Annotated in this window: 9 protein-coding genes; 2 read left to right on the plus strand and 7 right to left on the minus strand. The window is 70.2% G+C overall.

The window, feature by feature from the left end; genetic code table 11:
* Nucleotides 1-164 precede the first annotated feature (164 nt).
* The 7 genes from AMK25_RS01340 to AMK25_RS01370 all read right to left on the minus strand — a co-directional run bounded on the left by AMK25_RS01340 (nucleotide 165) and on the right by AMK25_RS01370 (nucleotide 9,537).
* The gene (locus AMK25_RS01340; protein WP_073825277.1) at nucleotides 165-1,820 is read right to left on the minus strand and encodes an ABC transporter ATP-binding protein; all 1,656 of its coding nucleotides are present in this window, start codon (nucleotides 1,818-1,820) and stop codon (nucleotides 165-167) included.
* 122 nt (nucleotides 1,821-1,942) lie between these two features.
* Nucleotides 1,943-3,013 carry a BMP family lipoprotein gene (locus AMK25_RS01345; protein WP_073825281.1) on the minus strand — a complete coding sequence of 357 codons (1,071 nt, stop codon included), beginning with the start codon at nucleotides 3,011-3,013 and terminating at the stop codon, nucleotides 1,943-1,945.
* A gap of 276 nt (nucleotides 3,014-3,289) precedes the next feature.
* Nucleotides 3,290-3,631 (minus strand): hypothetical protein, encoded by a 342-nt coding sequence (locus AMK25_RS01350; protein WP_030501184.1) that lies wholly within the window; start codon nucleotides 3,629-3,631, stop codon nucleotides 3,290-3,292.
* Nucleotides 3,632-3,791: 160 nt separating this feature from the next.
* Nucleotides 3,792-5,603: a glycoside hydrolase family 13 protein gene (locus AMK25_RS01355; RefSeq protein ID WP_073825283.1), complete on the minus strand. Its 1,812-nt coding sequence runs from the start codon at nucleotides 5,601-5,603 to the stop codon at nucleotides 3,792-3,794.
* 141 nt (nucleotides 5,604-5,744) lie between these two features.
* The gene (locus AMK25_RS01360) at nucleotides 5,745-6,644 is read right to left on the minus strand and encodes a sugar ABC transporter permease (RefSeq protein ID WP_073825286.1); all 900 of its coding nucleotides are present in this window, start codon (nucleotides 6,642-6,644) and stop codon (nucleotides 5,745-5,747) included.
* Entirely contained in the window at nucleotides 6,641-8,284 is a 1,644-nt protein-coding gene (locus AMK25_RS01365; protein ID WP_073825288.1) for an ABC transporter permease subunit, read from the minus strand. Before AMK25_RS01365 ends, AMK25_RS01360 begins: the two co-directional genes overlap by 4 nt.
* A complete protein-coding gene (locus tag AMK25_RS01370; RefSeq protein ID WP_073825291.1) occupies nucleotides 8,284-9,537 on the minus strand; it encodes a sugar ABC transporter substrate-binding protein in 1,254 nt (417 codons plus the stop codon). The genes AMK25_RS01365 and AMK25_RS01370 overlap by 1 nt, the downstream gene beginning before the upstream one ends.
* Nucleotides 9,538-9,736: 199 nt before the next feature.
* Here AMK25_RS01370 and AMK25_RS01375 point away from each other — a divergent pair, with 199 nt between their 5' ends.
* Nucleotides 9,737-10,813 (plus strand): LacI family DNA-binding transcriptional regulator, encoded by a 1,077-nt coding sequence (locus tag AMK25_RS01375; RefSeq protein ID WP_073825294.1) that lies wholly within the window; start codon nucleotides 9,737-9,739, stop codon nucleotides 10,811-10,813.
* A gap of 277 nt (nucleotides 10,814-11,090) precedes the next feature.
* Nucleotides 11,091-12,725 (plus strand): glycoside hydrolase family 13 protein, encoded by a 1,635-nt coding sequence (locus AMK25_RS01380; protein ID WP_073825297.1) that lies wholly within the window; start codon nucleotides 11,091-11,093, stop codon nucleotides 12,723-12,725.
* Nucleotides 12,726-12,787: the final 62 nt, after the last annotated feature.

Raw genomic sequence — 12,787 nt, forward strand, 5'->3', positions numbered from 1 at the left:
GGATTCTCCCGCCGGGGCCGGCTTCTTCGCGGTCGCGGTGGCCGGCACCGTCTGCTCGGTGTCACCGGCCGGTTGCGTCGGCGTCGCCCGGGCCTCGCTCAGCGACTCCTGCGCCTCGGTCGCCGGTTCCTTGTCCGGGGAGCCCGAGACGGGGTTCGGGTTGGTCATGCCTCGTCCTCGTTGCCAGGGCCGTCGTCGGTCGCGGTGGCGGCGTCCGGGGTGGCGGCGTCCGGGGTGATGCCGGCCATCAGCAGGCCGATCTCCTCGCGCGGGGTGTCCGGGCCGACGACGCCGATGATCCGCCCGCGGTACATGACCGCGATCCGGTCGGCCAGGCCGATCACCTCGTCCAGCTCGCTGGAGACCACCATGACCGCCGTGCCGATGTCCCGCTCGCGGATGACCCGGCTGTGGATGAACTCGATCGAGCCGACGTCCACGCCCCGGGTGGGCTGGGCCGCGATGAAGAGCTTCAGCGGCCGGGACAGCTCCCGCGCCACGATCACCTTCTGCTGGTTGCCGCCGGAGAGTGTGCCGACCGCCGCGTCGGCCGAGGAGGTACGGACGTCGAACTGCTCGATCCGTTCCCGGGCCGACTTCGCGATCGCCTCGGGCTTGAGCGACAGGCCCTTGCCGAAGGGCGGCCGGTCGTAGATGTCCAGCACCAGGTTCTCCGCCACGGAGAACTCCTTGACCAGGCCGTCCACGCTGCGGTCCTCCGGCACGTAGCCGACGCCGGCATGGAGCACCTTCTTCGTCGACCAGCCGGACGTCGGCTCGCCGTCGAGGCTGATCGTGCCGGCGAGGGTCGGGCGCAGGCCCATGATCGCCTCGATCAGCTCGGTCTGGCCGTTGCCCTGCACGCCCGCCACGCCGAGCACCTCACCGGCGTGCACTGTCAGGTCGACGCCGTCGACAGCGCGTACCTGCCGGTCGTCGTCCACGACCAGGCCGGCGACCTCCAGGACCGGCCTGCCCGGTGTGGCCGGCTTCTTGTCCACCGTCAGCCGGACGCTGCGTCCCACCATCAGCGCGGCCAGTTCGTCCCGGCTGGCGCTCGGCTCGGCGGTGCCGACCGTCTTCCCGCGCCGGATCACGGTGATCCGGTCGGCGATGGCCTTCACCTCGCCCAGCTTGTGGGTGATGAACACGATCGACTTGCCGGCGGCCTTGAGCGACCGCATGACCGCAAGCAGCTCCTCGGTCTCCTGCGGGGTGAGCACGGCGGTCGGCTCGTCGAGGATCAGCAGGTCGACGTCGCGGGTGAGGGCCTTGACGATCTCCACCCGCTGCTGGATGCCGACCGGCAGGTCCTCGATCACCGCGTCCGGGTCGACCCGCAGGTTGTACCGCTCGGACACCTCGGCGACCTCGCGCCGGGCCCGTCGCCGGTCGAGGACGCCGGCGAACGGCCCCCTGACCTGCTCGGCGCCGAGCATCACGTTCTCGGCCACGGTAAAGACCGGCACGAGCATGAAGTGCTGGTGCACCATCCCGATCCCGGCGGCGATCGCGTCCGACGGGCCCTTCAGCTTCAGCGGCTTGCCGTCGACCAGGATCTCGCCCTCGTCCGGCTGGTAGAGGCCGTAGAGCACGTTCATCAGGGTCGACTTGCCGGCGCCGTTCTCGCCGAGCAGGGCGTGGATCTCTCCAGGCTCCACCGTCAGGTCGATGTGGTCGTTGGCGACCAGATCACCGAACCGTTTGGTGATGCCGCGCAGTTCGAGTCTCAGCGCAACCTCCTGGAGTGCGAGCGATGGTGCAGCGTAGCGACCTGCCGCGCCGCCACCGCGCCGGGTGGGGATGTTCGGGGGATTCAAGGTGATCGGCCGCCCCGGCGCCGGGGTTCGGGACCCCGTTGCGCCGGGACGGCCGGATCGTCATGCCTGGTGCCCGCCGGCCCTCGCTGCCGATGATGGCATCGCGGCGGCCGGCGGGACTGTCACTTGGTCGGCTGGGCCTTCGAGGTGACGGTGATGGTGCCGGCGGCGATGTCCGTCTTGATCTTGTCGACCTCGGCCTTCAGGTCCGCCGGGACCTTGCTGTCGAAGTCGTGGTACGGGGCGATCGAGACGCCGTTGTTGGCGAGCGTGCCCACGAAGCCCGGCGTGGCCTGGAGCTTCTCGCCACCGGCGGCCTTCAGCGCGGCCTCCTTGACGGCGTCCGGGATGTTCTTGACGACGGTGGTCAGGATCGCCGAGCAGTCCGGGGTGCTCTCGCAGCCGTCGATGTCGACCCAGACGGTCGAGTACTTGCCGCCCGAGGCCTTGGCCGCGGAGGTGGTGCCGAGACCGGCGCCACCGGCGACCGGCATGACGATGTCGGCACCCTGCGCGACGAGCGCGTCGGAGACCTTCTTGCCCTCGTCCTGCTTCTCGAACGAGTTCGCGAAGGAGCCCTTCTGGGCGGCCTTGTCCCAGCCGAGAACCTGGACGTTCTTGCTCTTGGCCTTGTTGTAGTACGCCACGCCGTCGGCGAAGCCGTCCATGAAGATGGTGACCGGCGGGATCGGCAGGCCACCGTAGGTGCCGACCTTGCCGGTCTTGCTCATCCCGGCGGCCAGGTAGCCGGCCTGGAACCCGGCCTGCGCGGTGTCGAACTGCATCGGGTAGACGTTCGACACACCCGGGTTGGCGTCGACGATGGCGAACTGCTGGTTCGGGTTCTTCTCAGCCGCCGCCTTGGTGGCGTCCGACATCAGGCCACCGACGGCCAGGATGAAGTCGCACTTCTGGTTGACGAACCCGGTCAGGTTGACCTCGTAGTCCGCCTCGGCCTTCGACTGGACGTACTTGATGTCGATCTTGTCGTTCTCCTTCTGCGCCTCCTGCAGGCCCTTCCAGGCCGAGGCGTTGAAGGACTTGTCGTCGACGCCGCCGACGTCAGTCACCATGCAGGCGCTGAACTTCTTGCCGCCGTCGCCGCCGGCGTTGTTGTCGTCGTCCGGAGCCTCACCACACGCGGCAGCGCCCAGCACGAGTCCACCCGCCGCAATGACGGAGGCAATCCGCATCCCACGCACAGAGCGCAAGACGTCTCCTTCCCCTTGCACACCGCGTCGTGCGCGGTGTGCAGCCCTTCGCCGGCCTGCGATGTGCCGCCGGCGTCCCACGTTACGGACGGGAGCGTACGCCCGCGCCCACCCACCGGCCGACAATCGTGCACGACTGTTGAGTGTCCGTTACCCCGGTGTAACCCTTGCGTGGGGCAGGTCACTAATCAGGCCGGTGGGCGTGCGCGGCGATGTCGCGAACGTCCCTTTCCCCGGGCTTCCCCGACGTCTGGCGAACTAACGCCAGAACACCGCGACGGCAGCGTTGACCAGCGTCAACCCGACGATCGCGAGGAAGTGGCCGCGGTTGACGGTCTCCCGCTTACGGGAGAAGAAGACCATGACGAAGATGAGCAGCGCGAGCACCAACTTGGTAACAAGTTTCGCCGGGGCCGGCTCGTCCCCGTCGCGCAGCGGGGCGGACAGCCCGATGCCGGTGAGGACCTGGATGATCGCGCCCCAGAGCATGGCCGCGTTGATGCGCAGCTTGCCGGAGACGTACTGGGCGATCCCGCCGCCGAGCAACAGCGCGAAACCGATCAGATGGACGTAGAGAAGAATCAGTCGAAGAGCTTCCACGCCGCCCATCCTCCCCCATCAACGACGCTTCGTAGTAGTCACCCCGCCGACCTGCCGTCATACCGTGACCCCACACTCCCCCGCGATCTTGCGGTTGCCGCCCCGGCAAACGGGGCAGAAGCCGTGCCACAGAGGCCGCAACCGCAAGATCGACGGAAGGTCAGCGCAGGCGCCAGACCTGGAACGTGGGGCCCTCGGCGGGGAGGGTTACCGCGCCCTCGGCGTCGGGGCGGAGGGCGGGGGCACCGCCGTAGACGTTGTCTGCGGCGCCCACGCCTTGCAGGCGTACCGGGGTGCCTGCGGCACGCCTTGCCAGCACCAGCACCGTCGACGTGGGCGCCTCGCGCAGGAAGACGAGCGTGTCCGCGTCCGCGTGCACCCAGCGCAGGCCGCCGTGGCGCAGCGCCGGCTCGTCGCGGCGCAGCGTCAGCAACGACCGGTACGCGTCGAACGTGCGCCGGTCCCAGCTCTCCGGCCGGCGCCACGGCATCGGCGTACGCGAGCCCTCCCCGTTCGTACCGGTCAGGCCCAGCTCGTCCCCGGCGAACACCACGGGCGTGCCGGGCATGGTGGCGAGCAGTCCGGCCGCCACCTCCTGCCGTGCCGCGTCACCGACCACGGTGCGGATCCGGGCCGAGTCGTGCGAGCCGAGCAGCTGCCACGAGTGCGTGTACGACCGCCAGGAGATCAACGACCGGTAGGTGTTCATGGTGGCGAGCACCGCCGCCGCGTCGCGCCGCCGTACCCCGCCGGGGGTGCCGAGGAAGTTCGGCACCGGGTCGTCGCCGTGCCGCAGCCAGGACCAGACCGGGTCGGTGAAGCCGACGTAGTTCATCGTCCCGTGCCAGCCGTCGCGGTCCAGGTCACCGGTGTGGTCGTGGCCGTGCTCGGCGAGCAGCAGCCCGTCCGCGCGGGTTTCGGCGACCACCTCGCGCAGCAGCCGCGCCACCTCGTGGGTGTACGCGTCCGCGCCGCGGCGCCCGGTCATGTTCGCCACGTCGACCCGCCAGCCGTCCAGCCCGTACGGCGGGCGCAGCCAGCGGCGCAGCAGCGAGTCCTCGGCGGTGGCGAACCGGCGGCGCAGTTCCGCGCTGCCCCAGTTCAGCTTCGGCAGCGACTTCACCCCGTTCCACGACTCGTAGTCCGAGCCGGGCAGGTCGAAGTAGTACAGCTCGCGTTCCGGCGCGTGCACGTCGGAGACGGCGGCGGTGAACCAGTCGTGGGCGTCGCCGGTGTGGTTGCTGGTGATGTCGCCGAGCAGCCGCCAGCCCCGGGTGTGCACGGCGTCGGCGAGCCGGGCCAGCGCCGCGTCGCCGCCGAGCAGCGGGTCGACGGTGTCGAAGCTCGACGCGTCGTACCTGTGGTTGGAGCGCGCCGGGAACACCGGCGTGAGGTAGACGGTGTTGACGCCGAGCCGGTCCAGGTGGTCCAGGTGTTCGGTGACGCCGTCGAGGTCGCCGCCGTAGAACTGGCGGGGCGTCTCCGGGCCGCGGCCGACGACCGGGGTGTCCCAGTCGCATCCGATGGCCCAGTCCGGCGTGGTCCGGTCGTCGGCGGCGGCCGAGCGGGCGAACCGGTCCGGGAAGATCTGGTAGATCACCGCGTCCCGGGCCCAGACCGGCGGCGGAGCGTAGCTGACCAGCTTGAAGTCGCCGTTGTCGGGCACGTCGTGGTCGGACAGCCCGGCCGCGTTGAGCCAGCGCGCGCCGCGTTCGCCGTCGAGCAGGAAGCGGTAGTTGCTGACCGGGTTGCGGACCTCGACGTCGGCCCGCCACCACACGTCGCCGTTCGCGGTGCGGTCGACCCGTGCCTCGGCGAAGCGCGGCTCGCCGTCGCCGGTGGTGCGCACGTGCACCTGGGAGACGCCGGAGCCGGCCGGGACCCGGACGAAGACCGGGACGGTCTGCCCGAGCGCGGGCTCCTGCTCCGGGACGTAGGTGGCGGAGCCGTCGTGGTGCGGCTGAAGAGACATGGTGCTGCCTTTCGCGTCTACCGACAGGGAGAGGGGCGGGCACCCGCCGCGGTCGGTTCACCCGACCGCGGCGGTCCGCCCTTCAAACCGCTCCGGTGTACGCCGACACGACGCCCTTGCCGCAGCGTGAGCCGAGGAGGCTCAGCCCTTTACCGCTCCGGAGGTGAGTCCGGAGACGATGTAGCGCTGGAGCAACTGGAACACCAGCACCGTCGGGATCGCGGTGAGCAGCGTGCCCGCCGCGAACATCCCGAAGTTGTTGTTGCGCTCGCCGGCCACCAGGCCGTACATGCCGACCGCGAGGGTCTTCGCCTCGGGTTCGGTGAGGAACACGTTGGCGATGATGAACTCGTTGATCGACCCGATGAACGCGAGCAGGCCGGTCACCGCCAGGATCGGCGCCACCAGCGGCAGCATGATCCGGAAGAAGACCTGCACGTGCGACGCGCCGTCCATGGTCGCCGACTCGTCCAGCTCCTTCGGCAGCGTGTCGAAGAAGCCCTTCATCAGCCAGGTGTTCGCGCCGAGCGCGCCACCCATGTAGAGCAGGAACAGGCCCCACGGGGTGTTGAACCCGATCGACGGGTAGAGGTCGGTGAGCGTGGTGAAGATCAGGAAGATCGCCACGATCGCCAGGAACTGCGGGAACATCTGGATCAGCAGCAGCGCGAGCAGGCCCACCCGGCGTCCGGCGAAGCGCATCCGGGAGAACGCGTACGCCGCCAGCGACGACAGGAAGATCGACGCGAAGCTGGCCACACCCGCCAGCAGCAGCGAGTTGAGGAACCAGTGGCCGAACGCGGTCCGGTCGAACAGGTTCGTGAAGTTCTCCAGCGACGCCCCGGTCGGCAGCAGCTCGGTGGAGGAGAGCGTGCCGAGCGGGTTGAACGCCGCCGAGATCACGAACAGGATCGGGAAGAGGCTGAACGCCACCGCCAGCACGCCCACCACGTGCCGCCAGCCGACCTGCGCGAACCAGCGTCCACGCGAGCGGCGGGCCGGCGTGCGGGTGGTCGTGGGCGTCTTCGCGATAGTGGTCACGAGTACACCTCCTCCTGCTTACGGGTCCGCCGGAAGCTGATCGCCGACACCGTCGCCACGATCGCGAAGATGAAGATCGAGACGGTGGCGGCCAGGCCGAACTCGGCGCCCTGGGCGCCGAACGCGAGCCGGTACGTGTAGGTGATCAGCAGGTCGGTGGCGCCGTTCGTCGGGTTGTCCGGCGCGAACGGGCCGCCCTCGGTGGTGAAGAGGATCGCGTTGACGTTGTTGAAGTTGTACGCGAACGACGCGATCAGCAGCGGCGAGAGCGCCACCAGCAGCAGCGGCAGGGTGACCGACCTGAACGACTGCCAGGGCGACGCGCCGTCGACCGAGGTCGCCTCGGTCAGCTCCCGCGGGATGGCCTGCAACGCGCCGGTGGCCACCAGGAACATGTACGGGTAGCCGAGCCAGAGCTGCACCAGCAGCACCGCGATCCGGGCCGACCAGCTGCCGCCGAACCAGTCGACGTTCAGCCCGAAGAGGTTGTTGAGCAGCCCGAAGTCGGTGTTGAACATGTCCCGCCAGATCAGCAGCATGGCGAACGACGGCATGGCGTACGGCAGGATCAGCAGCACCCGGTAGAAGTTGGTCCCCCGCATCCGGGGTGAGTGCAGCGCGAGCGCGATGGCCATGCCGAGCAGGAACGTCAGGCCGGTGGAACCGATCGCGAACGCGAAGTTCCAGGCCAGCGTGCCGAAGAACGGGCGGGAGATGTTCGGGTCGGTGAGCACCGCGCTGAAGTTCTTCAGCCCGACGTCGACCTTCCAGCCCTGGGCGAGCCGCTCGCCGTCGGCGGCGACGAAGGAGCCGGACCCCTCGTCGGCGGTCCACGTCTTGCCGGTCTCGCTGTCCTTGACGCAGTCGCACGCGGCGTCGTACGCCCGGAGCGCCTTGCCCTCGTAGGCCCGGGTGAGGCCGTTGGAGCGGATGGCGCCCTCGTCGGTGGGCACGATGAGCGCGGTGACGGCGTCGCTGCGGCTGCTGGCCTGCCCGATGTTCAGCAGGGTGTAGCCGTCCGCCGCGGTGATCTTGCCGCTGAGGCTGCTCACCTCGACGTCGGCGGCGTCGAGCTTGCGCAGCCCTTCCGCGTCGCCGGCGAAGACGTCCTTGGTCTTCGGGTCGCTGAGCAGGAAGACCAGGGCGCCGGTCGCCGGGTCACCCTTCGTGGCGATGGTGAGGTTGTACTCGGTCGAGCCGGGGACCTGCTTCACCGAGGAGGTCTGCACGGCGACGATCGCGTCGTCCTTGCTGCCGCGGTGGCCGTCGCCGAAGTTCGTGAACGCGGTGCTCGCGGTGTAGAGCACCGGGAAGACCTGGAAGGCGATCAGGAAGAGCGTGCCGGGGACCAGGTACTTGGCGGGGATGTGCCGGCGGCTCAGGTAGAGGTAGAACAGGCCGGCGGTGGTGGCCACCAGGATGCCCAGCCCGATCCAGTGTTCGGCCTCGATGAGCGGGAAGGCCGCCCAGATCGCGATCCCGGCCACCAGGCCGAGCAGGACCACCTTGACGACGAGGCCGGTCGCGGTGATCGGCGCGTGTTGCCGCGCGGTACGGGACGTGCGCGGGAGCCCACGGCGTACGGGCTCCCGGCCCGGGGCCTGCGGTGCAGACCCCGGGCCGGACAGCGGCGCGCTCATTACTTGATCTGACCCTGGATGGTCTTGCCGGCGGCCGTGATCGTCTTGGCCGGGTCGGCGCCGCCGATGATGGCGGCCTCCGCCTTGCCGAACGGGTCCCAGATCGCGGCCATGGCCGGGATCGCCGGGAGAACCTGGCCGTTCTTGCCGGCCTCGGAGAACTTGGCCAGGTCCGCGTCCTCACCCTTGACCTGGTCGAAGGCGGCGGTCAGCGCCGGCGGGCGCGGCTCGGCCTTGTACAGCGCGACGGCCAGCTCGGGCTTGGTCACGTAGTTGGTGACGAACTCCTGGGCCAGGGCCTTGTTCTTGCCCTTGGCGGCCACGTAGAACGCCTGGACGCCCACGAACGGCTGGGCCTCCTGGCCACCGGCGAAGCCGGGGACCGGGGAGATGTCGTAGGAGATGTTGGCCTTCTTGGCGTCGGCCACGGCCCACGGGCCGGAGACCAGGAACGCGCACTTCTTGCCGGTGAAGGTGGCGATGGAGTTCTCGCCGGTGATGGAGCGCTTCAGCGCACCCTCGCCCTTCTCACCCAGCTTCGCGATCTTCTGGAAGGCAGCGATCGACTCCGGCTTGCCCACGCCCAGGTCCTTCGGGTCGTAGTCGCCGTTCGCCGTGGTGCCGAACAGGTAGCCGCCGCCGGAGGTGTAGAGCGGGTAGATGTGGTACGCGTCGCCGTTCTGGCCGGACTGCAGGCACAGGATCTCGCTGGCCTTCTTCTCGGCCTTGAGCTTCTTGCCGGCGGCGACCAGGTCCTCGATCGTCTTCGGCGCCTCGGGGGCCAGCTCGGTGTTGCGGATCAGCGCGACGTTCTCGGTGGCGTAGGGCACACCGTAGAGCTGGCCGTTGAACGTGACGGCCTTGATGGCGGTCTCGTTGAAGCCGGCCTTCTGCTCGGCCGGGAGCTGCACCGGGTCGATGGCGCCGTTCTGGACCAGGTTGCCGATCCAGTCGTGCGCGCCGACCACGACGTCCGGGCCGCTGCCCTGCTGCGAGGCGGTGACGAAGTTGGTCTGCAGGTCCTTGGAGACGGCCTGGACCTCGACGGTCACGCCGTTCTCCTTGCCGAACTCCTCGGCGAACGGCTTGAGCGCGGCCGTGCGCTTGTCGTCGGCCCAGATGACCAGCTTGCCGCCGGTCGCCTTGGCGGACTCACCGGCGGCCGGCTTGTCGTCGCTGCCGCTGTCACCACAGCCGGAGGCGGCGAGCGCCAGGCCGAGGACGGCGACCACACCCGCGGTACGGATGCGCATCGGTACTCCTGTCGTCATGGCGGCCCGCCGGGGGAAGGGCGGCCCGCCAGTGGAAACCTCTGAAATTTCTTGCTGACCGGCGCCGTGGTGCTGCGCCGCTGCTCTCGCATGTTGCGGGGACGTTAGCAAGAGGTTGCAGAGAATGGAAGGGCTTGCAGAAGTGTACGCAAGACTTTGCCGTTGGGCTAAAGTGCCGCACATGCGCGCTCGACTGTCCGACATCGCCCAACAGGCTGAAGTCAGCGAGGCCACGGTGTCGCGGGTGCTCAACGACCGCCCCGGTGTGGCCCCCGAGACCCGGCAGGCCGTCCTCACCGCCCTCGATGTGCTCGGCTACGAACGCCCGGCCCGGCTGCGCAAGCGCAGCGCCGGGCTGGTCGGCCTGGTCGTGCCGGAGCTGGACAACCCGATCTTCCCGGCGTTCGCCCAGATCATCGAGTCCGCGCTCGCCCCCACCGGCTACACACCGGTGCTCTGCACGCAGACCCCGGGCGGCGTCCGCGAGGACGAGTACGTGGAGATGCTGCTGGACCGGCAGGTCTCCGGCATCGTCTTCGTCTCCGGCCTGCACGCCGACACCGCCGCGGACCACGACCGCTACCGCACGCTGCTGGCCCGGCCGCTGCCGATCGTCATGATCAACGGGTACGCCCCGGGCATCCCCGCCCCGTTCGTCTCCTGCGACGACCGTGAGTCCGCCGAACTCGCGGTCGCCCACCTGGTCGCGCTCGGGCACCGCCGGATCGGCCTGATCACCGGCCCGGACCGCTTCGTGCCGGTGCAGCGCAAGGTCGCCGGCTACAAGGCCGCGATGGGGCGCCTCACCGACATCACCTCCGACGAGCTGACGGAGCTGACCGAGCTGTCGCTGTTCGGCGTGGAGGGCGGCGAGGCGGCCGCCGGCCGGCTCATCGAGCGCGGCGTGACCGGCCTGGTCTGCGGCTCGGACCTGATGGCGCTCGGCGCGATCCGGGCGGCCCGCCAGCGCGGCCTCTCGGTGCCCGGTGACATCTCCGTGGTCGGGTACGACGACTCTCCGCTCATGGCCTTCACCGACCCGCCGCTGACCACCGTGCGTCAGCCGGTCGCCGCCATGGCGGTCGCCGCGGTGCGGGCCCTGGTCGACGAGATCAACGGCCATCCCTCCCCGAACTCGGAGTACCTGTTCCGCCCCGAGCTGGTGGTACGCGGCTCCACCGCGGTGACCCGCCCCGCCGACCCCCCGAAACGCCAGCGCCCCACCCCCTCCTCCCCCTCCCTCCCCATCCCCGCCTGACAGCCCCGCACTCCCCTCCATCCCTCCCGCCCCGGCTCAGGGCGCGGCGATCATGAAGTTGGCGGGGACAAAGCGGGCAGAGACTGCCGTCAACCTCATGATCGACCGGATCGGCGGCAGTGGGGGTGGGTGGGCGTCTCGGGATTCGGGAGACGGGGGCAGGGTCGGCGCGAGTGATGGCTGTCATTTCTTGCGCAAGAAATGCTTGACTCTTGCAGTGCTGTGGCGGCATTCTGCTCAGACACCCTGCGCCGCCACAGAACGGGAATCGACAGCGATGACCTCCGCCACCACCCCCACGCCACGGACCGCCGACGACGACTGGTGGCGGTCCGCGGTCGTCTACCAGGTGTACGTCCGCAGCTTCGCCGACGCGAACTCCGACGGGGTCGGTGACCTCCAGGGCATCCGGCAGCGCCTGCCGTACCTGCGTGACCTCGGCGTGGACGCGCTCTGGCTGACGCCGTTCTACACCTCTCCCCAGGTCGACGCCGGCTACGACGTGGCCGACTACCGCGACGTCGACCCGCTGTTCGGCAACCTGACCGACTTCGACGAGATGATCACCGACGCGCACGCGCTCGGCCTGCGGATCATCGTCGACATGGTGCCCAACCACACCTCCAGCGCGCACCCGTGGTTCGCCGCGGCGCTCGCCGCCGGTCCCGGCTCGCCGGAGCGCGAGCGCTACCTGTTCGCCGACGGCAAGGGCGAGCAGGGCGAGCTGCCCCCGAACGACTGGGAGAGCATCTTCGGCGGCCCGGCCTGGACGCGGGTGGTCGACGGCCAGTGGTACCTGCACCTGTTCGACCCGGCGCAGCCCGACCTGAACTGGCGTCACCCGCAGGTGCGGGCCGAGTTCGAGGACATCCTGCGCTTCTGGCTGGACCGGGGCGTTGACGGCTTCCGGATCGACGTGGCCCACGGGATGATCAAGGCCGAAGGGCTGCCGGACGTCGGCTTCAACTCGATGACCACCGGCCAGCGCCAGTCCGAGCTGCTGGGCAAGGGCCGGCTGCCGTACTTCGACCAGGACGAGGTGCACGACATCTACCGCGCCTGGCGCCCGATCCTGGACAGCTACCCGGGTGGCCGGATGGCTGTGGCCGAGGCCTGGGCCGAAACGCCGCAGCGGCTGGCCCGGTACATCGGCCCGGACGAGCTGCACCAGGCGTTCAGCTTCGACTTCCTCGACGCCACCTGGTCGGCCGACTCGTTCCGCAAGGTGATCGACACCGCGCTGGCCGAGTCGACGATCGTCGGCGCGCCGACCACCTGGGTGCTGTCCAACCACGACCGGCAGCGTCACGTCACCCGGTACGGCGACGGCGAGGTCGGCCTGCGCCGCGCCCGCGCCGCCGCGCTGCTGATGTTCGCGCTGCCCGGCTGCGCGTACGTCTACCAGGGCGAGGAACTGGGCCTGCCGGAGGTGCTGGACCTGCCCGACGAGCTGCGCCAGGACCCGGCGTTCCGGCGTACCGGGGAGAGCCGCGACGGTTGCCGGGTGCCGATCCCGTGGGGCGGCGAGCTGCCCCCGTACGGATTCGGGCCCGACGGCAGCGAGCTGAGCTGGCTGCCCGCGCCGGCGACCTGGCGGTCCCTGTCGGTGTCCGCGCAGACCGGGGCCTCCGGCTCGACGCTGGAGCTGTACCGGACCGCGCTGCGGATCCGGCACGAGCACCCGGCGCTCGCCGAGGTCGGCGGCATCACCTGGCTGGAGACCGAGCCCGGCGTCCTGGCGTTCCGCCGCGCCGCCGGGGACGCCGAGCTGACCTGTGTGGTCAACATCAGCGGCGCCGACGTGACGGTGCGCGGCCACGGCCGCCCGGTCGTCGCGAGCGCCGACCTCACCGAGCGGGGCGACGGACACGTCCTGCCGGTGGACGCGGCTGCGTGGTTCGAACGGCGCTGAGCCGGGTAACCCGCCAACGACCTGGCCGTCCGTTGTGCCCCGCGCCGACGGGCGGCTGGGCT

Source organism: Micromonospora sp. TSRI0369 (assembly GCF_001905625.1).
Lineage (GTDB): Bacteria > Actinomycetota > Actinomycetes > Mycobacteriales > Micromonosporaceae > Micromonospora > Micromonospora echinospora_A.